This is a genomic window from Dickeya aquatica, from assembly GCF_900095885.1.
Classification (GTDB): domain Bacteria; phylum Pseudomonadota; class Gammaproteobacteria; order Enterobacterales; family Enterobacteriaceae; genus Dickeya; species Dickeya aquatica.
This window is the reverse complement of sequence record NZ_LT615367.1, coordinates 1,529,161-1,551,387: the sequence shown is the minus strand read 5'-3', so window position 1 is coordinate 1,551,387 and position 22,227 is coordinate 1,529,161. Positions and strand designations below refer to the sequence as shown.

Sequence of the window (22,227 nt, the reverse complement as noted above, 5' to 3'; positions counted from 1 at the left end):
TAAATAACGTTGCATTACCCCGCCTTACAGCGGGGTGATTATCAGAAGTCAACGCTATACCCTAATGTCACGGTTCTTCCCCGCCCGGAGAAATAACGCAATTGATTCACAATGGCGCTTTGTGAGTAATAGGTGATGTACTGTTTATCTAATAGGTTTGCGACTGATAAATTAATTTTCCCTTTCGGCAATTTATAGCCGACCGCCGCATCCAGTAATAAATAACCATTAAAGTCTTTCGCACTTTCATCCATTATCCGGTCAAAAGCATAATTTGCCTGAATAAAGGAAGACCATTGCGGCGTCCAGTTAGCTGACCAGCTAGCCGTCAGGCGATCCGGCGGAATATTCAACCCGTCCAGTTTGCCGTCCAGACTGCCGTTGCCATCACTGTCATAACGGCCCTGCACATGGGAGTAACCCAGTTTCAGGCGGTGATCATCATTGAGCTTATAGCCGAGCGAAGCCTCGATGCCGTCAATACGGGTTTTCTGGCGCTCACTCTGGAAGGTGCCTCCGGCATCCACCACGCGCTCACCCAGCTTGGCACTGGAGCGGTAGTAACTGAACTCCATATCCAGCGGATCTTTCTGGATACGAAAACCGGTTTCGATGTTATCGGTGACAATCGGCTCCAGCGGCAGCATGCTGACTGACTGATTGGCAACTTTAATGCCGCGCAGCGTGCGCCCGACATCAGGAATGCCAAACCCCTGCGAGTAGTTGGCAAACAGGCTCAGTGGCTGATAGGGCGTGGTCCACACCGCGCCGACGTTGTACAGCGTCTTGTTAAAGCTCAAGCGCCCGCCTTGCACATCCACGCTGTTGTTCGGTGCCTTGGCGGTACTCGCCGCCACGGTACGGAAGCTGTCGATATCCAGACGCGCGTATTCATAACGCACCCCGGTGGTGATTTTCAGCGAGTCCACCGGCTGAATATCCCACTGCATAAATGGCGACAGATCGGTGTATCTCATTTCCGGCGCATAGAGGCGCTGGGTCAGCCAAAAATCCTGTTTGCCGGTATCAAACAGGGTGTCGAAACCGACCGTGGCTTTCAGGTAATCGTCCCAGAGGTCATCCTTGGTCAACGACACTTTTGTGCCGTAGCGGCTGGACGTGACGCGAGACTGGTCATACAACCGGTTGAGCGGCGCGAGGCGAATATCCTGGAATGAAGCGGAGGTATCCGCACCAAATAACGACTCGTAATTCTGGTAATACGCCAGCGAACTGAACTTCATGCCGGCCAGGTTGTAATTGTCATAGGTTGCGCTGGTCATCCACACCTGATTCATCGGCGCATCGCCAACCGGGCGCTGGGCTATCGATGTGGTCGGGATACCCTTATCCCTATCGCCTGCCACGCCGAGATAATTCATCTTGCCTTTCACCTGATAACGGTTAAGGCTCACCTGCACGCGCTGGTCATTATCCAGCCAGTACCCGACCTTCGCCATCACGTCATAGGCGCGGGAATCCATCATATCGCCCTGGGTGTTATCCACGCCGACAGGACGATTTTTCCCGTCAAGAAACAATCCCTGATCTTCATAACTCATGGAAAACAGGTAATCGAGATACTCCTCACGCCCGTTAAAACCGTATGTGGTTTTATAACTCAGGGCATCGCCATTGAGTTTGGAGGTCGGTGAGGTCGCCTCGACGCTAAAATGCTGATTAAATGCGCCCGGCTGCGGGCGGCGGGTAATAATATTGATAACGCCACCGGTAGCGCCAATACCATTACTGGCGCTGGCACCGTGAATCACCTCAATACGCTCCACCATCGCAAAATCGATAGTGTGCATTTCACGCCCCGTTGGCCGCAGCGGGTTAGACTGCGGAATACCATCAACCAAAATAAGCGGCGCACGCCCGCGAAAGGTTTCGCCGCTGCCGCTCATTTTCTGGCGACTGGGTGCCATTGCGGGTAATAAATTACTTAATATCTGCGATGAGTCGCTGGTAATTTGTCGCTGTTGATCAATTTGCTCTTTGGTAATAATGGTCACGACCTGTGGTGAATCTTTTTTCTCGGTATCCGTTCGGGAAGCCGTCACCACCATTTCATTGTCATTTTTATTCACACTGTCAGCCGCGTTAGCCTGCGAAAATAAAAAAAGTGGCGTTAACGCAGATAATACCCGAACCTTCATTTATTCAACCTCATGATAATATTTTCCCAGTCAGCAAATAAGCACCGGCACGGAGTACCTGTGCAGATAATGAATAAAATAAAACCCTCACGCTTTTTATAATGGCGTCAGCCAGCATCACGCACAGCCCGTGTGATATTCCCTTATTGGCAGGCATTCGTTAGCCACGGGTTTGCGCCAGTGCGTCTATCAACGCGCGCTCAAAACGCGTCACCACTTGCGCACACTGCGGTTGTGTGATCACCAGCGGCGGTAACAAGCGCACCACATTCCCCTGACGGCCGCCACGCTCAAGCAACACCCCCTGGCGAAAGCAGTGCTGCTGAATGGCTGCGGCCAGCGCTGCATCCAGCGGGTGAGCCCCCGTGGCATCAGCCGCCTGACGGTCATCAACGATTTCAATCCCCAGCATCAACCCGCGCCCGCGCACCTGCCCAAGACAGGGGAAACGCGCTTGCAGATGGGCAAACTGCTGTGTGAGCCACTCACCCCGCGCATTGGCCTGCGCGGCCAGCCTGTCACGCAGCAGAATCTCAATCGTGGTTTTACCGGTCGCCATCGCCATCTGGTTGCCGCGAAACGTGCCGGTATGGGTGCCCGGTTTCCAGGCATCATATTCACGGCGAATCGCCAGCACCGCCATCGGCAGGCCGCCGCCGACCGCTTTTGACATCACAATAATGTCCGGCTCAATGCCCGCCTGCTCGAAGGCGAACATACTGCCGGTGCGGGCAAATCCGGCCTGCACCTCATCGACAATCAGCAAAATACCGTGGCGCTGCGTCACCTCCCGCAGGGTTTGCAGCCAGCGTACCGGAGCCGGGTTGACACCGCCTTCGCCCTGCACTGCCTCAACAATCACCGCTGCGGGCAATGACATACCGCGCTCGACGTCATCAATAAAGGCGCTGAAGTAGTGGCAAAGCGCCGTGACGCCAGCTTCACCGCCGAGTCCCAGCGGGCAGCGGTATTCATGGGGATAAGGCAGGAATTGCACACCGGGCATCAAATTGTGTACCGCGTCTTTCGGGCCGGTATTGCCTGTGACAGCCAGTGCGCCGTGGGTCATGCCGTGATAGCCACCGGAAAAACTGATAATGCCGCCGCGCCCGGTGTAGGTTTTCGCCAGTTTCAGCGCCGCTTCCACCGCATCGGCTCCCGACGGGCCACAAAATTGCAGGCAATAGCGCGCATCGCCGCCCGGCAGTTGTGCCAGCAGGGTTTCACAAAAAGCATCTTTCAGCGGGGTAGTGAGATCCAGCGTGTGCATCGGCAGGCCGGAGGAGAGAAACGCGTGAATGCTGGCCACAATCTCCGGGTGATTGTGCCCCAGCGCCAATGTCCCGGCTCCCGCCAGACAGTCGAGATAGTCATTGCCCTCGACATCTGTCACCCACACGCCTTGCGCCTGCCGGATAACCAGCGGCAGCTTACGCGGGTAGCTGCGAACGTTTGACTCAAACCATCCTTGTCGTGCCAGATAATCCGCATTGGTTTTTTGCGGAGCATCCTTAACAGCCCATTGTGTTGGTAACATCGCGCTCACTCCGTGTGATATTGATAATGACAATAATTATCATTACCAATAATGACACTCAAGCGTTATTTGGCTGACTTTTTAATAACTAAATCCTTACAATTTCTGACGCTATATTCACTAAATGCATACAGAATGGGCAGTTATCGTCCATTTCCCTCCGTCGGTTTACTCAAACCGCCAGAAAGTCAAAATGTTATTTTGTGATCTCACTCACACACAGCCGCGCTCTGTTTCGTAGCCAAACCGCCTTCATCACCGGGGTAATAAAAGGCAGTCGCGCCCCACACGGGCGCGTGGATTGAAAGATTGGTTGCCAATCAGAATGGCATGTGCGCTGGATTGCGCCTGATGGGAGATGGGCGGTTGTTAAAAGAAAAAGCCCGTCGGATGATCAGACGGGCTTTATGTGTCGCCTCAGCACCGGGCTGAGTGCATCGGAGCGGGTGTTCACTGGAGTGCGGGTTCCTTATTGACAGGTTTCGGTTTCGCTTCTTCCACCGCGCGCAGGCTAACCAGCGCACGCTCGGCTTCGTACAGCACTTGCTGGCATTGTGCGGGGGTGATGGTCAGTGGCGGTTCGATGCGAATGGAGCGGGCGTTGTTCAGCGTACCGGCCACCAGTACCCGGCGCTGAAACAGCTCGCTGGCAAAGGCATAACCGGTGGTGTTGTCCCTAAATTCAATTGCTTGCAGCAACCCTTTGCCACGCACCTCGACAATCAAATCCGGGTAAGCGCGTGCCAGCGTTTGCAGGCCGTTTAGCAACAACGCCCCCTGACGCGCCGCCTGCGCCGCCAAATCGTCACGCAGCAACACGTTGATGGTCGCCAGCGCCGCCGCACAGGCCAGCGGATTGCCGCCGAAGGTGGTGGTATGCAAAAACGGGTTATCAAACAGCACAGAAAAGACCGCTTCGGTGGCAACGGTTGCGCCAATAGGCATTACACCGCCACCGAGCGCCTTCGCCAGACACAAAATATCCGGCTGCACGCCATAGTGCTCACAGGCAAACATCTTGCCGGTGCGCCCCATGCCGGTTTGCACTTCATCGAGGATAAGTAATGCGCCAATCTCATCACACAAAGCTCGAACCGCGGGCAGATAGCTATCCGGCGGTACGATCACCCCGCCTTCACCCTGAATAGGTTCAAGGATTATCGCGGCAATGCCTTCGCCTTGGCGCTGACACTCGATGACCTGCTGGCGCATGGCGGCGATATCGCCGAACGCGACGTGGTGAAAGCCCGGCAGCAGTGGCATAAAGGGGCGGCGAAACACCGGTTTGGCCGTCGCCGACAGCGCACCTAATGACTTGCCGTGAAACGCGCCGTGGGTGGCAATAAAGCTGAATTTACCGTGCGGTGACTGGCAGGCTTTCGCCAGCTTTAGCGCCGCTTCCACCGCCTCTGTACCGCTGTTGCTGAAAAAACTGTATTTCAGGTTGCCGGGCGTGATGCCAGCGAGCGTTTTCGCCAGCATCGCCCGCAGCGGGTCAAGCAATTCCTGGCTGTGCAACGGCTGGCGGGCCAGCTGTTTTTCCACCGCCGCCACCACCGTCGGATTACGGTGGCCAACGTTGAAAATACCATAACCGCCGAGACAGTCGAGGTACTCATTACCGTTGGTATCAATCAGGGTGTTGGGGCCGCTGGTGCGCCATTCCACCGCAGCAAAGCTGCCACCGGCAGTAACGGATTTTCTGTATTCCAGAAAACCGGGGTTAACGTAGTCCCGAAAGGCGTTGAGGGTGTCACGGTTCAGTGCCGCCAGCGTTTGCGGGGAAGGGGTATCGTTCATTATCCAATCAAGGGCCAGCTGAGAACTCTCTAGCGGGTTAAGGGGCGTGGGCATTCTGGACAAAATGAGCTCCTTGGGCGTGAGGTATCATGTGATACCGCTTCTCACCATGCATATCTCGCACCACTTGCCCAGGCGGCGTAAAAATTAACACTTTTTGCTTAAAATGTTTTTATTTGCAAAATTTTATATAACGGATGAGCGGACTGGCGCAGCAACTGGCCGCGCACTTGTTGGCAGTAGCCACCGTTTGCAGTCTGAGGCACCGGCACAGGCCCGGCGCTGGTGAATCACGCGGGCAGCGTGCCGCCCGCGTTGCACAATGTGTGTGCAATCCGCCCTGTTATGGCACAGGCGTTGCCGATAGCAAGCCCGTCAGTGGCGAATCATCACATGACGCACGATGGTGTAATCCTCCAGCCCATAGATGGACATATCCTTGCCATAACCGGAGAGTTTCTGGCCGCCGTGCGGCATTTCGCTGACCAGCATAAAATGGGTGTTCACCCAGGTGCAGCCATATTCCAGGCAGGCCGCCAGCCGATGCGCACGGCCGATATCCTGTGTCCATACCGACGAGGCCAGGCCATAGCGCGTGTCATTCGCCCAGGCCACCACCTGGGCTTCATCTTCAAACGGGGTGATGGAAATGACCGGGCCGAACACCTCCTGTTGCACGATTTCATCGTCCTGACGCGCATCCGCCAGCACGGTGGGCTGGAAATAGTAGCCCGCGCCGGGGGCGCGCTCACCGCCGGTAATCAGCCGGATGTGTGGCTGGGCGCGGGCGCGGGCCACAAACCCGGCCACCCGCTCAAGCTGTGCGGCGGTAATCAGTGGCCCCAGCTCGGTGGCGGGGTCATCCGGTGCGCCGATGTTCAGGCTGGCGACCGCCTTACCCAGTTTTTCCACCAGTTGATCATAGATGGGGCGCTGTACATACAGGCGGCAGGCGGCGGTGCAGTCCTGCCCGGCGTTATAAAAACCGAAGCTGCGGATGCCATCAACCACTTGCTCCAGGTCAGCATCCTCAAACACGATAACCGGGGCCTTGCCGCCAAGCTCCATATGCGTGCGCTTCACGCTGCTGGCGGCATTCGCCACGATGTGTGCACCGGTGGCAATCGAGCCGGTCAGTGACACCATGCGCACCCGCTCATGGCCGGTCAGCACATCGCCGATTTCCCGCCCTTGCCCGAACAGAATGTTGACCACCCCGGCCGGAAACAGATCGACCAGCAAACTTGCCAGATAGAGCGTGGTCAGCGGGGTTTGCTCGGCCGGTTTGAACACCACACAGTTGCCCGCCGCCAGCGCCGGAGCCAGCTTCCACGCCGCCATCATCAGCGGGTAGTTCCACGGTGCGATGGAAGCCACCACGCCCACCGGGTCGCGGCGGATCATCGAGGTATGGCCTTCAAGGTATTCGCCCGCCGCCGACCCATTCAGGCAGCGCGCTGCCCCGGCGAAAAAGCGAAACACATCCACCACCGCCGGAATTTCATCATTCACCACCGCATGATAGGGTTTGCCACAGTTTAATGATTCCAGCCGGGCCAGCGCGGGCCCGTGTTGTTCGATTTTATCAGCCAGCTTCAGCAACAGCGTGGCGCGGGTTTTTGGCGTGGTTTGTCCCCAGTGGGCAAACGCGTTGTCAGCGGCCATGATGGCCGCCTCGACCTGCGACAGATCCGCCTGCGCAATGGCGACAATCGCTTCGCCGGTCGCCGGGTTATACACCGTGTAAGGCGCACCATGCCCCGACACCCGTTTTCCGTCAATCAACATCTCAGTGAGCAAATTGTCGTGCATACTCGTTCTCCTCGCCCGTCATCCCCGTGATTTGCGCTTTCGCCATCCTCACCCATACCAGACATTCAAGCAAAATACCTGCCAGCTTTTAATAGACGTATTTTATTTATCGTTTTCCAGCGGAATCAGCACCGACAACGCCACGTCAACACCAGCCGCGGTTGATTTGCCCTCTCGGGAAATTAATGCCATACAGAGGAATAATGACTGAAGAGAGAAATATGTGACCGGCCCGGCAGATTTATTAATAAAGCGCCAAATGGAATGAAAAATATGCGTCATTATCATTTATCATTGACTGGGTTAATTTGACATTATCCATACAGTCGATATCAGATCAATAGAACATAAAAATCAACAAGTTAATATATAAATAAAATATACCACCTTGTTATTTCGTTTTGATGGGCACTGATTGCACCAAATCAAGGCAAATAACCAACCATAAAAAAACCATACAACAACAAAAAAATCACAATCATACAAAGCAAAAAATACAACCATTAATAAATAAAAACATTTATTCAGGAACACATCTTTCTTAATGTTTATAAAATTAATCTTTTAATTAAAAAACTAAAAAAATCAGCCATTTTTTATTCTTTTGCCTCACGGCAATTAATTAGCAATTAATAAAAGAAAGAATTGAAATACTAGACTTAGATCAAGAAAAAACACTCGAAATAATCCCTATAGTACCCATGACGACAGTAATCCAATCTCAATTAATTAACTCGTCATGCTGAGCAATGGGGAATTTATGGACTTTATCATTCAACTTATCATAGTCCTGATCTGCCTGTTTTACGGTGCGCGAAAAGGGGGTATCGCGCTCGGATTACTAGGGGGTATCGGACTCGTCATTCTGGTTTTCGTTTTCAAACTCGAACCTGGGAAACCACCGGTAGATGTCATGCTGGTGATTATTTCTGTGGTTGCAGCCTCGGCCACACTGCAAGCGTCTGGCGGTCTGGATGTGATGCTGCAAGTCGCGGAAAAAATGCTACGGCGTAACCCGAAATATGTTTCGATCATCGCACCGTTTGTCACCTGTATTCTGACAATTCTGTGCGGTACGGGTCATGTGGTGTATACCATCCTGCCCATTATTTATGATGTCGCCATCAAAAATAATATCCGCCCGGAACGCCCTATGGCCGCCAGCTCTATCGGTGCGCAAATGGGGATTATCGCCAGCCCGGTTTCTGTTGCCGTCGTGTCGCTGGTCGCCATGCTGGGCAAATTTACCTTCCACGGTAAGCACCTTGAATTTCTGGACTTACTGGCCATTACCATTCCATCTACCCTGCTCGGGATCCTGGCTATCGGGATTTTCAGCTGGTTCCGCGGTAAAGATCTGGATAAAGACCCGGACTTCCAGAAATTTATCTCTGTGCCGGAAAACCGTGAATACGTTTACGGTGATACCGCCACGCTGCTGGATCGCAAACTGCCGCGCAGCAACTGGGTGGCAATGTGGATTTTCCTGACCACAATCGCCGCCGTCGCCCTGCTGGGTGCCGTAGAGAGCCTGCGTCCGTCATTTGACGGCAAGCCGCTGTCGATGGTGCTGGTTATCCAGATGTTTATGCTGCTCTCGGGTGCCATCATTATTATCGCCACCAAAACCAACCCCGGGTCGATTTCGAAAAACGAAGTGTTCCGCTCAGGGATGATCGCTATCGTGGCGGTGTACGGTATTGCCTGGATGGCTGAAACCATGTTTGGTGCCCATCTGTCAGAAATTAAAAACACCCTGGGCGCGCTGGTGAAACAGTATCCGTGGGCCTACGCGCTGATTTTGCTGCTGGTGTCCAAGTTTGTGAACTCGCAGGCCGCCGCGCTGGCCGCCATCGTCCCGGTTGCGCTGGCGATTGGTGTTGACCCGGCCTACATTGTAGCCTCGGCACCGGCTTGCTACGGTTACTACATTCTGCCGACCTACCCCAGTGACCTTGCAGCCATTCAGTTTGACCGCTCTGGCACCACCCGCATCGGCCGCTTTGTCATTAACCACAGCTTTATTCTGCCGGGGTTGATTGGCGTGAGCACCTCGTGTGTGTTTGGCTGGGTCATCGCCGCACTGTACGGTTACTACTAAGGCGTTACGCCGTCAGGCTGCGTTTGTTGTCTCCCCCACCGCCCGTTTGGCTGCTGCCTGCGGGCGGTTTTTCACGATTAACGCCGGGGAAAATCCACTTCCTTACGTGTAGCGACCTGCGTTTATAAAGGTTAATCCCCCCGCATTACCCGTTTTTTTCAGCCCACATTAGCTGCAACCAGCGCTGGTCTCAAACCCACATTTTGTGGCACACATCAGACCTGCTATTCAATAAAACCCAGTTTAAACTGTGACTTGCCAGCCAGTGATACCAGACCCGGATTCTCCGGATAAGAGGCAAGCAGGGGGAAAAAAACGGCTCCGCCAATGATACTCCGGCTGCCGGAATCTGCCGGGCGCAAACCCCATATATTCTGGTATGTCATCGGTACATTCTGTCCGTTAATGACGACATTACCGGTATACAGCATGATATGCCCCTGAATGTATACCAGCGTGGCGAACGGCCTGCCATGTTCGGTCAGATAACGTAATCGCCCGTGGGTATTCTCATGGCTGAGATCGACAATCCGGGTGGCGGCCTGTATCTGTGCCGCTGAGTTTCTGGGCAGAAATATCCCAAAGGGCATCATGAGGCTGCGTATTTCGGCAGAGCAGTCATTATAGAAGTTATAATTTCCCCAGCCATAGGGCCTGCCGCCCATCGACTCCATCAGTACAGCCATATTACCGGGCGTCATTTTCCATGGCATGGCGACAAACTCCTCTTCCTTGAGTCTGACCTGACGAATTTGTGCGCGACCATCACTTTTACGCACGGGCACAGTAACGTCAAAAAAGCCAGGCTGTATGTTCCTGAATGGCAGAATGGTTCCGGGGCGCGCCGTAAAGTAATACTGTCCCCCTTCATGAACGGAAACCGGTTCTTTAATAAATGCGCCAAGGTTTTTACCGGCCAACGTCAGCCATTCAGTAACAAACTGCTGGTCCACCCCTGCAATATCTTCGCTGTGCACCCACCCGGTGACTGTGGGGGACAAAACATATTTCCAGCGTCTGTCACGGCTGGACGCCAGCACGTAGACGGGGGTACCGGGACGGACAGAGGACATTTGTAAATTGTCAAAGGGGTAGCCCTGCCCGGCCTGACGCGGATCGTCATAAGCCGGATCGTCGGTCGGAAGCCCCCTGACCAGCGTTTCCCTGACGGCAATCCCACGTTCAGAGGGCCGGTAAACACGGTCAACGCTGGTCGTCGCGTTATCCCTTACCTGCTTTTTCCATCTGTCCGGGTGAACCCTGAAGTTCTCGCCCCAGGAAACACTTTGCTCCCCCAGATACTTCCTGATGTCGGCATCACGGCTCGCTTCCGTTCCCTTGCTTAGGACTGATGCGATGTAAGAAGGGTTCCAGGGAGATTTTTCGCCCGCCCCCATACCAAAATAACGGGATTTCAGGTCAGAAAAGTGACGTTGCTGTGCCGCGTTATCCATAACAGGAACGTGCCTGTCCGGGCGGGGAGGGAGCCATTTATCGACAGACTGCGGGTAATTTCCCAGCGGGAACCGCGATTTGGTCGGGTCGATATAGTCTGTCGGCACATGGCTGGCAGTCGTCACGTCATTTGACCCCGACCTGAGCGGAGCGGTGTTGCATGCCGATAACAGCAGAGGAACGATCAGGCAAAGGGGCTTTATTCCTTCCGGTATCTGGATTCTTTTCATACCGTAACTCCGGTAATGGGTGGCCATTCAGCACGCAGTACGACGATGCCCGGTTTAGCGCGCATATATTCCCTGAACGGTGAATCCACCACTTTTCTGTTTGCGGCCAGCGAGGAGGCATTTCTGAACCATACCTGCCCATCGTGGCGTACCACGATACCCACATGTGAAACGTCCAGACCGTCATGTGGGGAATAGACGCCGACATAATCCCCGGTTTTCAGATGGTCCAGCACCTGCTGACTGATGGCTTCTCCGGGAATGTAATTTATTTTACGGGGATGAATGCCCAGACCTGGGATGTACTCCCCCCCATCCGGTTTGCGGTTAAGCTGCTTGTCAGCTACGGCATAGTCAGGGCTGAGATCCTGCGTGATGTCCCTGGCATTACGCGGTGCGGTAGCGAACCAGTCAGAAAAGAAGTGTCGACGGCTGAGGTAGCTAACGTTACCCCCGGTGTAACGAACCTGCGCAAGGTTATGAAGAAACGATTGCTGGTCATGGCTGCGGGTCAGGGCTTCGATGTAATCTGCCACGGTAAAGCAGTCGACACCGTTGAAATTCACGACAAGCGCTTCGGGGATATCGGGTCCACCGATGAGCGTATCAGCCTGATAAGGCGTACCAAGAAAAGCCGATGACACGCGACGAATAACTTCCCCGTGATCTTCACCTGAAGAAGGGATGACATCCGACCGGATAATCTGGCTGACTTTTTCCGCCGTAACACTGTCCATACTGGTCTGATATTTTTCTGGGCCGGGTGCGGCACAGGCCGTCAGATACGCCGGCATAAATAAAGCTGACCATACTTTTACTTTCACAATCATTTTCCTTATAAGGTACAAGTGGAATTTTTACCTTTAAGGAAGATGATTATAATTGGTACAAAAAAGCGCCACTGGTTGATTCCCGGTTGAAAGATCAAGCACCGGATGGTGAGGAATGTGAAGACCATCACGCGGCCTGACCCTCTTTCGTTTTTTCAGGGGTATCCTATGGATCCTGATCGCTCAGTGATGCCCGACTGCGACTGGTTGTCGGAAATCCGGCAGTTCAGGCATGGAATCCATGGCAGATCGCGCCATCTCCTGCCGGTGGCTATGGCGCGGTCTGAGTAAGTCATTCAGCGCCCGGTACACCGACGTGGTAGAGAGTCCGTACAGCTCAGATATTGCCGCGGGCCGGAGCCGGACGGTGAGGGTAAATGCAGGTTTGTCCATTTATAAACGCAGGTCACTACACTTACGCCGTGCCAGTACCTGATACGATAAAAAAACACCCTGCACGCGCAACGCGTGCAGGGTGCTGATAGCGGGTATTAACCGCTTAATGCCACCGTTATTGGTTTACCACGCTGATACGACTAGGCCGCAGGATTTGCCTGCGCACGGGCCAATGCCTGCTCGTATTCCCGCGCTTTATCTTCATCAAATTGCCCTTCCCATTTGGCTATCACCAGCACCGCCAGCGCGTTGCCCACGACGTTTAATGCGGTACGGGCCATATCCAGAATACGGTCTACACCGGCAATAAAGGCCAGCCCTTCCAGCGGGATCCCGACGCTGCCGAGCGTTGCCAGCAGCACCACGAAGGAGACACCCGGCACCCCGGCAATCCCTTTGGAGGTGATCATCAACGTCAGTACCAGCACCAGCTCCTGCCACAGGCTAAGATCGATACCATAGAGCTGGGCAATAAAAATCGCCGCAATACTCTGATACAGCGTCGAGCCATCAAGGTTGAACGAATAACCGGTGGGCACCACAAAGCTGGTGATGGCTTTCGGCGCACCGTAGGCTTCCATCTTTTGAATAATGCGGGGCAGCACGGTTTCAGAGCTGGCGGTTGAGTAGGCCAGCACCAGCTCATCTTTCAGAATGCGGATAAGCGTCATGATGCGCAGACCACACATCCTCGCCACCGACCCCAGCACCACCAGCGCAAAGAACAGCACCGAGGCATACACCAGCACCACCAGCTTGGCCAGCGGCCACAGTGACGCAAAACCGAAGTTCGCAACAGTGACAGAAATCAGCGCGAAGACGCCCACTGGCGCATAGCGCATGATCATGTTGGTGACGCGAAACATGGTTTCCGAAGCACTGCGAAACACATTAAGTAGCGGATCGCGCTGTTCGCGCGGCAGCGATGACAAACCAAGACCAAACAGCACCGAGAAAAAGATAACCGGCAGCATGTCGCCTTTGGCGAGCGCGGCGAAAATATTGGCCGGGATCAGCGACAAAATGGTGCTCACCAGACCGTGCGCACCGTTTTGCACCTGTTCGGTGGTTTTTTCATATTGGGAAATATCCACCCGGGTCAGCGCCGACATATCAATGCCATGCCCCGGCTGGAACACATTGGCCAGCGTAATCCCCAGTACGATCGCCAGCGTGGTGATGACTTCAAAATAGACGATGGTTTTAAAACCGATGCGCCCGAGCTTCTTGGCATCGCCCACCCCGGCTATCCCCACCACCAGCGTGGTGATGACGATAGGCACGACGATCATTTTAATCAACCGGATAAAGATATCCCCGGCCGGGCTGAGCACGTTGATAATCAGCCACTGTTTATTCGCCGGGTTTTCATGCAACCAGGCACCGACAGCAATGCCGACAATCAGCGCAACGAGAATTTGCCAGGCCAGGCTAAATTTTTGTTTTTTCATGAATAAGAATCCATTGTCTGTGCTCCCTGTGACGACTCGCCGATGGCAATACGACTGCTACCGGATACCTCAGCAACGGCTGAACGACGACAGATGAAGGAGGAGGTTTAAGGATGTGTGTTGCATACTGACGTTACGTACTACTCGTGACCCACAGGCAAAAGGTGGCCCACCTGAACAGAACATGACATCAAGATAGTTATGCACAAAAACAAATAGTTATGCACAAACGGCACGCAACTATTTGTATCATCAAAGAAAATAATATACATAACTTATTGTTATGGTGGGCATGCTACTATCCCCGTCCGGTGAGATCAAGCGCTACATTGGAGGGTTTTCTCATAATTATGCGGTTCATCACTATCGGGCAGGCGGGCTGACAAGGGAAAATCGCGCCCCGAATTCGGCGCTGAAAGGCAGAAGATGCAACGCCATCTCGTTGTATCATCAAACAAAATGGCACAAAAAACGCAACAGACTGATAACCTATGAAGCCGTGGTGTCAGCGGGCGGCGTGTTATCTCACCCGACCCGCTGCGCCTGACGATGGCTCGTCAGATTTGATAATCGATAACCACCTCAGCGTCATCGGCAAACACCCGAGCTTTAATCTCTTCAGGCGTCAGTTCCGGGTTGCACAACTGAATAAACTTCCAGGTGTAGTTGCGTTGTAATTGCCCGCGCTTTAACCCCAGCCACACGGTGTTCGCCTCAAACAGATGTTGCGCATCAAGCTTGACCAGCCCGCTATCGCGCGCCAGATCAAACGACATGTCGGCGACAATCCCCACCCCCAGCCCCAGCTCGACATAGGTTTTAATCACATCCGAGTCTTGCGCGCTGATGGCGATATGCGGCGTCAGCCCGGCAGCGCTGAACGCACGGTCAATACGCGAACGGCCGGTAATCCCCTGCCGGTAGGTAATCAGCGGTACGTTGCTGAGTTTATCCAGCGTGACGACCGGCTCTTGCGCCAGGGCGTGCCCTTGTGGCACTAAAATAGCGTGGTGCCAGCGGTAGTATGAAAAGGCAGCCAGAGAATTCGCGTTGATAAGCAGCTCGGTTGCGATACCGATATCAGCCTCGCCCGACTCCAGCATCGAGACAATTTCATCCGGTGTGCCTTGATTGAGCACCAGTTGTACCTGCGGGTAGAGCGTGCGAAACGCTTTAATCACCGCAGGCAGGCTGTAACGTGCCTGAGTGTGCGTTGTCGCAATCACCAGTTGCCCAACGTCATTATCGCTAAACACATTGGCTAACCGCCGGATATGGTTCGCATCATTCAGGATACGTTCGGCCATCACCAGCAGTTCCTTGCCCGGCTCGGTCATGCCCAGCAAGCGCTTCCCCCGGCGGATAAAAATCTCTATGCCCAGCTCATCTTCCAGCTCACGAATATGGCGACTCACGCCAGACTGGGAGGTGAATAAAGTATTGGCCACCTCGGTGAGGTTATAGTTGCACCGTGCGGATTCACGGATAATTTTTAATTGTTGAAAATTCACACGCTTGCCCTCTGACAGTGACGTCTGTTAGCTCGATTCGTTTTTCGTCACGTTAACGGTTAGCACTATTGATACGAAGTATTGTTATTCCGCACAAATAAAGAAAACTTACTTGATATAACGATAGTGAATATGAGGTGTTGGGTTGTCATGGCGGGTCGTTTGCGCGAAACCGTTCAGTGTCTGGCATCCGCCAGCGTGGCGTGGCCCAAATAGCCAGCTTTCTTTCATCAACTCATACTGACGGCCTTGCCGGAACTTTATGTTGATGCAACAATTTTACTCTTGTTAATACAACCGATTAGATGTGTCAGACTTCTCGCTCACGATGTCCATACCTGATATCCATACAAAAAGGAATAGCGGCTTAACCATCGTGATGTGTCATGCTCAATCCGTGCACGGTACATTCATTAATATAAGGCCATTTTATGTTACCAAGAGTTCATTTAGCTAACACGTCTCAAGGCAGTTTCTTAACCTTAGGTCATGATCTGATAGCCCAGCACCTGATTACCCGGGATGAGTGGGAAAAATGGTTGAGTGCAATTACCAATGAATTCACATTCGGATTTGACTCGCCGATTGTTTTCGATATCGGTGCCAATCTCGGGGCCTACACCGTTCCTGTTGCCACGCAAATTCAAGACCAAGGTGGCGTCGTTTATTCTTTTGAACCGCAAAAGATAATTTATTATCAATTGTGTGGAAATATCTTCCTGAACCGGCTGGATAATGTTACGGCATTGAATAAAGCGGTTGGCAGTGACGATACCGTTATCGAAATCCCGATCCCTGATTACAACAAAATGAGCAACGCCGGTGCGTTCTCTATGGTGGAAGATTACCGGGTACGGACGCAAACCAATGACTGCATGACAAAAGAGACGCACTTTGTTCAGGTCATAAAGCTTGACGACCTGATTTTTAAAGAAAAAACCCGCTTTGTAAAAATAGACGTCGAAGGCTTTGAGCTTAATGTGTTAAAAGGAGCCGTAAATTTCCTTGAGCACAATAACTTCCCTCCCATCGACTTTGAAGCCTGGAATGCCGAATGGTTTACAGAGAAAAAACAAGAACTACTCACCTTGATTAACTATCTGGGCTATACCATAGAGCATATTTACAATGACGATTTCATTGCTCATCATCCTGCCAATGAAGCCAGGGTTGATTTCAATCGTGATAGTCATGGCGCATTGCAGTCAGTTCGCCGCGCGGGATAATTATCGCAGAGCCATAATAATTGTTATGGCTCTTTTCATTTAGACCGATGTCGTCAGAAATACCGCCACATCCTGCTCCACGTCTTCCATCTGCTTTAACGCCTCCAGCGTATCGCGCGCTTCCTGCTCATCCAGCCGGCTCATGGCAAACCCGACGTGTACCAGCACCCACTGGCCCATCAGGGTCGCAGGCGTAATACCATCAAGCACCAGTGTGACATTGACTTCTCGCCGCACACCGCAGACATCCACCCACGCCAGTTGATTATCATCCGACGCCCACGCCACGACTTGCCCCGGAATTCCCAGACACATATCCCTCATCCTCGTCATTGACTGCAACATGCCTCAGCGCAAGCCTAAGCAAATTTGATGCCAGCTGATTTGATCCCACGCACGAAGCGGCGCGATCGCGCCCTGCCACGGCTTACCCTGGGCTGCGACCGGCGCGGTCAGTCAAGAGTGACGACCCGCGCACCCGGTGGCGTCAAAAACGTCGTCACTAATGTCGAGCTCGCCCCTGTCGAAGGGGTTTCCTCCGGCTGATAAAAAATTAACGTATTGATTTAAAATAATATCACACCCATTTTTTTCTTATGGCATGGAATATGCTTGGGCCGCAGGAAACATTTCTATCACCCCGGAGGGTATGGCTATGAACCGCTTCGTCATTGCGGAGCCAACACGTTGTATCGGATGCAACACCTGCATGGCAGCCTGCACGCAGGTGCATCGCCAGCATGGGTTGCAAACGCATCCGAGACTGACCGTTGAGCGCGAAGCTGGCGGCACGGCACCCGTGTTATGCCGACACTGTGAAGATGCGCCTTGTGCCAAGGTGTGTCCGGTGAATGCCATCAGGCATCAGGACAACGCCGTCATGTTGGACGAAAACACCTGTATTGGCTGCAAACTGTGCGCCATTGCCTGTCCATTTGGCGCGATCACGCCATCTGGCAGCACCCCGCTGGCGACACCGGCGACGTTTGAACAGCACATCCCGCTGTCGCTGCTGTCGGATGTGCCGGTCAGCCTGCCTTCGGTGCATCCGATGCTGTCATGGAATGCCGGTGTGCGCAGTATCGCGGTGAAATGCGACCTGTGTGACTTCCACGCGCAAGGGCCGGAATGCGTGCGCGTCTGCCCGACGCAGGCACTCTATCTGGTCGATGACGCCAACCTTGATGAAGCGATTGCCGCCAAACGCCGTCAGGCGGCGCAGTGGCCGCAGGGCAATCTGCCCTTTCCACCCGATGAGACTGACTGGGGGCACAACCTATGATGACGCCATTAGCATGGCTGGGCCTGTCGCTGGCGCTCTATCTGGCCGGTGCGCTCTGCTCACTCCTGTTTTGCCGTCAGGAAGCGCTGGCTATCCGCCTGAGCGGTTGCTGCGCACTGGCCGCTGGCTGTGCCGGTCTGCTGGCCGCCGCACCGGTATTGCTGCAAGGCGGTGCCATCAATGTGGTTTTCGCCGGCCCCTTTGATGCCTTCGCCCACCTGACGCTGCGCATTGATTCGCTGGCCGCGTTCATGACGCTGGTTATCTCGCTGCTGGCCGCGCTCTGCGCGCTCTACTCACTGGCCTATCTGGAAGAATATCGCGGGCGCGGTGCCTGGGCGATGGGGTTCTTCATGAACCTGTTTATCGCCTCGATGGTGGCGCTGGTGGTGGTGGATAACGCCTTCTACTTTATCGTGCTGTTCGAGGTGATGTCACTGAGCTCCTATTTCCTGGTCATTGCTGACCAGGATGAAGAAGCGGTGAGCGCCGGGCTGCTCTACTTCCTGATAGCGCACGCCGGTTCAGTGCTTATCATGATTGCCTTCTTCCTGCTCTACCGTCACAGCAACAGCCTGGATTTCGCTGATTTCCGTCAGGCTTCGCTGTCGGCACCGCAGGCCTCCATCGTGTTCCTGCTGGCGTTCTTCGGTTTTGGTGCCAAAGCGGGCATGCTGCCGCTGCACGGCTGGCTGCCGCGCGCGCACCCGGCCGCACCGTCACACGCCTCGGCGTTGATGTCCGGCGTGATGGTGAAAATCGGCGTGTTTGGCATCATCAAGGTCGGCATTGATTTACTGGGCGCGACCGAAGCCTGGTGGGGCGTCGTGGTGCTGGCCTTTGGCGCGGTGTCCTCGGTGTTAGGCGTGCTGTATGCGCTGGCCGAACATGACATCAAACGCCTGCTGGCGTACCACACGGTGGAGAACATTGGCATCATCCTGATGGGGGTCGGCACCGGCATGATAGGCATCGCCACCCATCATCCGCTGCTGGCGCTGCTCGGTTTGCTGGGCGGGCTGTATCACCTCATCAACCACGCCGTCTTCAAGGGGTTGCTGTTTCTCGGGGCCGGGGCGGTTATCTCGCGCGTACACACCAAAGACATGGAGAAAATGGGCGGGCTGGCCCGTTTGATGCCGCGCACTGCGCTGGCGTTCCTGATGGGTTGTATGGCGATTTCCGCCCTGCCGCCGCTGAACGGTTTTGTCAGCGAATGGTTCACCTATCAGTCGCTGTTTACCCTCAGTCATGACGGCCACATCGGTATGAAACTGCTGGCACCGGTAGCAATTGTGATGCTGGCGATCACCGGTGCGCTGGCGGCAATGTGCTTTGTCAAAGTGTATGGCATCAGTTTTTGCGGCGCACCGCGCAGCGAAAAAGCCAGCCACGCCGCCGAAGTGCCGTGGCCGATGACGGCTGCCATGCTGCTGCTGGCGCTGCTGTGCGTGCTGCTGGGCGTCGGTGCCAGCGTGGTGTCACCGGTTATCACCCGTATCGCCGCCGATCTTGCGCACACCCCGGCGCTGACGGTGGCCGCTGGTCTTGGCGTGTTCCCCGGCGATGCCGGGCAAACCCGCCTGAATACCCCGCTGATTTTCATCTTGCTGCTGGCGCTGCCGCTGCTGCCGCTGATGCTCTACAGCCTGCTGCGCGGGCCGCGTCTGGCATTTCGCCAAAAAGGGACGCCCTGGGCGTGCGGTTATGGCTATGAACAGGCGATGTCAGCTTCCGCCGGGAGCTTCACCCAGCCGCTGCGGGTGATGTTCGCGCCGCTCTATCGCCTGCGCAAAACCCTCGACCCGGCCCCGTCAATGCAACGCGCGCTGGAATCGACCACCCGCACGGCCGCACAGGTTGAACCGGTGCTTGACGAGCGCATCGTGCTGCCGCTGGCGCGCGCGGTGCAGGGCCTTGGCCGTGTGGTGCAAGGGATCCAGCACGGCGACTTTCGGGTCTACTGCCTGTATGTGGTGGCCGCGCTGGTGGCCTTACTGCTGACGACGCTGGTTTAAGGAGAGCACAATGAATCCGTATTCGGTTATTTTTCCGCTGCTCTGTGCGCTGTTGCAGGCGCTGGTGTTGATGGCCGCCGCCCCGCTGCTGTCCGGCATGTCGCGGGTTATCCGCGCCAAGATGCACTCACGCCAGGGCCCCGGTGTCTGGCAGGACTACCGCGATATCGTCAAACTGCTGCGCCGTCAGGAAGTGGCTCCAGAGCACAGCGGCGGCGTATTCCGCCTGATGCCGTTTATTCTTAACGGCTCGATGCTGCTGGTGGCGATGACGCTACCGGCCATCACCACCCAGTCGCCGCTCGGCGCAGCCGGTGATGTGATAACGCTGCTGTACCTGTTTGCCATTTTCCGCTTTTTCTTCTCGCTGTCCGGCCTCGACTCCGGCAGCACCTTCGCCGCCATCGGTGCCAGCCGCGAGCTGACGCTCGGCATTCTGGTGGAACCGATTCTGATGCTCGCCCTGCTGGTGGTCGCCCTGATAGCCGGTTCCACCAACATCGGCAATATCAGCCAGCAACTGGCCAGCGGCGATTGGGTTGCCCCCACCGCAACCGGCCTGGCGCTGCTGGCCTGTGCCTTCGCCACCTTCATTGAAATGGGCAAAATCCCGTTTGATGTGGCTGAAGCCGAGCAGGAGTTGCAGGAAGGCCCGTTGACTGAATACGCCGGTGCCGGGCTGGCGCTGGTGAAATGGGGCATCAGCCTCAAACAAGTGGTGGTAGCAACGCTGTTTTTGTCGGTCTTTGTGCCGTTTGGCAAGGCAGAAACCCTCAGCGCGGCGGGCCTGCTGTGGGGCACGCTGGCGCTGGCCATCAAACTGGTGGTGGTGTTTACCCTCGCCGCCCTGATTGAAAACAGCCTGGCGCGCGGGCGCTTTTTGCTGACCGGCCGCGTTACCTGGCTCGGCTTCGGCGTCGCCACGCTAGCCTTTGTTTTCTACCTCACCGGACTATAAGGAGTCGGCACCCATCATGGAGACTATTGCTCTCGCCACCCTGCTGCTGCCGTTTCTCGGCGCGCTGTTGATAGCCGTGGTGCCGCAGCGCCTGGCTAAAGGGGTGTGTACGCTGTTTGCGCTGCTGGCAACACTCGGTATGGCCTGGCTTGCCGGGTGCTACCTGCAAAGCGGCAAGCTCGACACCGTCGTCACCCTCTACCGTTACGGCCAGGCCGATTTGTTCGGCTTTGTGTTTGACCGCGTCAGCCTGTTGATAGGCTTTGCGGTGGTTTCGCTCGGTTTTCTGGTTAGCCTCTACTCGTGCGGCTACCTGACGCTCGGCAACCGCGAACACCCGCACGACGGCAGCAACCGTTACTACGCCTTCCTGCTGGTATTTATCGGCGCAATGGCCGGGTTAACGCTCTCATCAACGCTGCTCGGCCAGTTAGTGTTCTTTGAAATCACCGGCGGCTGCTCCTGGGCGTTAATTGGCTATTACCAGAAACCGAAATCACTGCGCTCGGCGCTCAAAGCGCTGCTGGTCACGCATGTGGCCTCCGTCGGCCTGTATCTGGCCGCCGCCTGGCTGTTCGCCACCACCGGCACCTTCGCCCTGAGCGCCATCGCCCAGTTAGATGACACCAGCAAAATCGTCGTGTTTGGCGGCATTCTGCTGGCGGCCTGGGGGAAATCAGCCCAGTTACCGCTGCACATCTGGCTGCCGGATGCGATGGAAGCGCCTACGCCGGTGAGTGCCTACCTGCACGCCGCGTCGATGGTCAAAGTCGGGGTGTATATTTTCGCCCGGGCGATTTTGTCAGCCGTCGAGGTGCCGCACATTATCGGCGTGGTCGGTGTGATTATGGCGACCCTGACGCTGGTGTACGGTTTCTGGATGTACCTGCCGCAAAAAGACATGAAGCGGCTGCTGGCCTACTCCACCATCACCCAGTTGGCCTACATCTTTCTGGCGCTGTCGCTGTCGATTTTTGGCTCGCGCATGGCTTTTGATGCGGGCCTTGCCTACATCTTTAACCACGCCTATGCCAAGAGCCTGTTCTTCCTGGTGGCCGGGGCGCTCAGTTATAGCTGCGGCACCCGCATGTTGCCGCAACTGCGCGGCATGTTAACGCGCCTGCCGCTGCTCGGCGTCGGCTTTTGCGTCGCGGCGCTCGCCATCACCGGGGTGCCGCCGTTTAACGGCTTTTTCAGCAAATTCCCGCTGTTTGCCGCCGGGTTCACCCTGTCAAACGAGGCGGTGTGGCTGCTGCCGGTGTTGATAATCGCCCTGGTGGAATCCGTCGCCAGCTTTGCCTGGTTCCTCTACTGGTTTGGCCGCACCGTGCCGGGTAAACCCTCCGAGGAGGTGGCCGGTGCAATACCGGTGCCGGCGTCAATGAATCTGGTATTGCTGGTGCTGATTGTGATGTCGCTGTGCTCAAGCGTCATCGCCGCACTCTGGCTGAAATAAGGAAC

16 protein-coding genes are annotated in these 22,227 nt (G+C 55.1%); 7 read left to right on the top strand and 9 right to left on the bottom strand.

Annotated elements, in window-relative coordinates:
- Positions 1-41: 41 nt before the first annotated feature.
- The 4 genes from DAQ1742_RS06880 to patD all read right to left on the bottom strand — a co-directional run bounded on the left by DAQ1742_RS06880 (position 42) and on the right by patD (position 7,308).
- Positions 42-2,159 (bottom strand): TonB-dependent receptor, encoded by a 2,118-nt coding sequence (locus DAQ1742_RS06880; protein ID WP_035342852.1) that lies wholly within the window; start codon positions 2,157-2,159, stop codon positions 42-44.
- A 160-nt stretch (positions 2,160-2,319) separates the two neighbouring features.
- Positions 2,320-3,696, bottom strand: coding sequence for a diaminobutyrate--2-oxoglutarate transaminase (locus tag DAQ1742_RS06875; protein ID WP_035342854.1), 1,377 nt, complete (start codon positions 3,694-3,696; stop codon positions 2,320-2,322).
- Positions 3,697-4,146: 450 nt separating this feature from the next.
- Positions 4,147-5,559 carry a putrescine aminotransferase gene (ygjG, locus tag DAQ1742_RS06870; protein WP_035342856.1) on the bottom strand — a complete coding sequence of 471 codons (1,413 nt, stop codon included), beginning with the start codon at positions 5,557-5,559 and terminating at the stop codon, positions 4,147-4,149.
- A 312-nt stretch (positions 5,560-5,871) separates the two neighbouring features.
- Complete coding sequence (patD, locus tag DAQ1742_RS06865) at positions 5,872-7,308, bottom strand: aminobutyraldehyde dehydrogenase (RefSeq protein ID WP_035342858.1); 1,437 nt, start codon at positions 7,306-7,308, stop codon at positions 5,872-5,874.
- A gap of 760 nt (positions 7,309-8,068) precedes the next feature.
- On the opposite strand from patD, the gene DAQ1742_RS06860 reads away from it, so the two are divergent.
- On the top strand, positions 8,069-9,409 hold the full coding sequence (locus DAQ1742_RS06860) for an anaerobic C4-dicarboxylate transporter (protein WP_035342862.1): 1,341 nt from the start codon (positions 8,069-8,071) through the stop codon (positions 9,407-9,409).
- Between the two features lie 224 nt (positions 9,410-9,633).
- On the opposite strand, the gene DAQ1742_RS06855 is transcribed toward DAQ1742_RS06860, so the two are convergent.
- The 4 genes from DAQ1742_RS06855 to cbl all read right to left on the bottom strand — a co-directional run bounded on the left by DAQ1742_RS06855 (position 9,634) and on the right by cbl (position 15,282).
- On the bottom strand, positions 9,634-11,094 hold the full coding sequence (locus DAQ1742_RS06855; protein WP_071604088.1) for an SH3 domain-containing C40 family peptidase: 1,461 nt from the start codon (positions 11,092-11,094) through the stop codon (positions 9,634-9,636).
- Positions 11,091-11,924, bottom strand: coding sequence for a DUF1460 domain-containing protein (locus DAQ1742_RS06850; protein ID WP_145916194.1), 834 nt, complete (start codon positions 11,922-11,924; stop codon positions 11,091-11,093). The genes DAQ1742_RS06855 and DAQ1742_RS06850 overlap by 4 nt, the downstream gene beginning before the upstream one ends.
- Positions 11,925-12,460: 536 nt before the next feature.
- Complete coding sequence (gene gltP / locus DAQ1742_RS06845; protein WP_035342864.1) at positions 12,461-13,771, bottom strand: glutamate/aspartate:proton symporter GltP; 1,311 nt, start codon at positions 13,769-13,771, stop codon at positions 12,461-12,463.
- Between the two features lie 557 nt (positions 13,772-14,328).
- Positions 14,329-15,282, bottom strand: a complete 954-nt coding sequence (gene cbl, locus DAQ1742_RS06840; protein ID WP_067487157.1) for an HTH-type transcriptional regulator Cbl — start codon at positions 15,280-15,282, stop codon at positions 14,329-14,331.
- A gap of 431 nt (positions 15,283-15,713) precedes the next feature.
- On the opposite strand from cbl, the gene DAQ1742_RS06835 reads away from it, so the two are divergent.
- On the top strand, positions 15,714-16,508 hold the full coding sequence (locus tag DAQ1742_RS06835) for an FkbM family methyltransferase (RefSeq protein WP_035342870.1): 795 nt from the start codon (positions 15,714-15,716) through the stop codon (positions 16,506-16,508).
- Positions 16,509-16,547: 39 nt separating this feature from the next.
- On the opposite strand, the gene hybG is transcribed toward DAQ1742_RS06835, so the two are convergent.
- On the bottom strand, positions 16,548-16,823 hold the full coding sequence (gene hybG, locus DAQ1742_RS06830) for a hydrogenase maturation factor HybG (protein WP_035342872.1): 276 nt from the start codon (positions 16,821-16,823) through the stop codon (positions 16,548-16,550).
- Between the two features lie 57 nt (positions 16,824-16,880).
- Here hybG and DAQ1742_RS06825 point away from each other — a divergent pair, with 57 nt between their 5' ends.
- The 5 genes from DAQ1742_RS06825 (at position 16,881) to DAQ1742_RS06805 (ending at position 22,222) form a co-directional block, all read left to right on the top strand.
- Positions 16,881-17,054, top strand: a complete 174-nt coding sequence (locus DAQ1742_RS06825; RefSeq protein WP_158513817.1) for a hypothetical protein — start codon at positions 16,881-16,883, stop codon at positions 17,052-17,054.
- 109 nt (positions 17,055-17,163) lie between these two features.
- Positions 17,164-17,790, top strand: a complete 627-nt coding sequence (locus tag DAQ1742_RS06820) for a 4Fe-4S dicluster domain-containing protein (protein ID WP_035346135.1) — start codon at positions 17,164-17,166, stop codon at positions 17,788-17,790.
- Positions 17,787-19,808, top strand: coding sequence for a hydrogenase 4 subunit B (gene hyfB / locus DAQ1742_RS06815; protein ID WP_035342874.1), 2,022 nt, complete (start codon positions 17,787-17,789; stop codon positions 19,806-19,808). Before DAQ1742_RS06820 ends, hyfB begins: the two co-directional genes overlap by 4 nt.
- A gap of 10 nt (positions 19,809-19,818) precedes the next feature.
- Positions 19,819-20,766: a respiratory chain complex I subunit 1 family protein gene (locus DAQ1742_RS06810; RefSeq protein WP_035342876.1), complete on the top strand. Its 948-nt coding sequence runs from the start codon at positions 19,819-19,821 to the stop codon at positions 20,764-20,766.
- Positions 20,767-20,782: 16 nt separating this feature from the next.
- Entirely contained in the window at positions 20,783-22,222 is a 1,440-nt protein-coding gene (locus DAQ1742_RS06805; protein WP_035342878.1) for a hydrogenase 4 subunit D, read from the top strand.
- The last annotated feature ends 5 nt before the right edge of the window (positions 22,223-22,227 follow it).

What these genes read in the sequence shown, in the direction of transcription:
- patD (WP_035342858.1), bottom strand. Translation starts at nt 7,308, where the DNA reads ATGCACGACAATTTGCTCACTGAGATGTTGATTGACGGAAAACGGGTG.
- DAQ1742_RS06850 (WP_145916194.1), bottom strand. Translation starts at nt 11,924, where the DNA reads ATGATTGTGAAAGTAAAAGTATGGTCAGCTTTATTTATGCCGGCGTAT.
- DAQ1742_RS06805 (WP_035342878.1), top strand. Translation starts at nt 20,783, where the DNA reads ATGGAGACTATTGCTCTCGCCACCCTGCTGCTGCCGTTTCTCGGCGCG.
- hybG (WP_035342872.1), bottom strand. Translation starts at nt 16,823, where the DNA reads ATGTGTCTGGGAATTCCGGGGCAAGTCGTGGCGTGGGCGTCGGATGAT.
- DAQ1742_RS06875 (WP_035342854.1), bottom strand. Translation starts at nt 3,696, where the DNA reads ATGTTACCAACACAATGGGCTGTTAAGGATGCTCCGCAAAAAACCAAT.
- DAQ1742_RS06835 (WP_035342870.1), top strand. Translation starts at nt 15,714, where the DNA reads ATGTTACCAAGAGTTCATTTAGCTAACACGTCTCAAGGCAGTTTCTTA.
- DAQ1742_RS06880 (WP_035342852.1), bottom strand. Translation starts at nt 2,159, where the DNA reads ATGAAGGTTCGGGTATTATCTGCGTTAACGCCACTTTTTTTATTTTCG.
- DAQ1742_RS06860 (WP_035342862.1), top strand. Translation starts at nt 8,069, where the DNA reads ATGGACTTTATCATTCAACTTATCATAGTCCTGATCTGCCTGTTTTAC.
- hyfB (WP_035342874.1), top strand. Translation starts at nt 17,787, where the DNA reads ATGATGACGCCATTAGCATGGCTGGGCCTGTCGCTGGCGCTCTATCTG.
- DAQ1742_RS06855 (WP_071604088.1), bottom strand. Translation starts at nt 11,094, where the DNA reads ATGAAAAGAATCCAGATACCGGAAGGAATAAAGCCCCTTTGCCTGATC.
- DAQ1742_RS06810 (WP_035342876.1), top strand. Translation starts at nt 19,819, where the DNA reads ATGAATCCGTATTCGGTTATTTTTCCGCTGCTCTGTGCGCTGTTGCAG.
- DAQ1742_RS06825 (WP_158513817.1), top strand. Translation starts at nt 16,881, where the DNA reads ATGCCAGCTGATTTGATCCCACGCACGAAGCGGCGCGATCGCGCCCTG.
- gltP (WP_035342864.1), bottom strand. Translation starts at nt 13,771, where the DNA reads ATGAAAAAACAAAAATTTAGCCTGGCCTGGCAAATTCTCGTTGCGCTG.
- DAQ1742_RS06820 (WP_035346135.1), top strand. Translation starts at nt 17,164, where the DNA reads ATGAACCGCTTCGTCATTGCGGAGCCAACACGTTGTATCGGATGCAAC.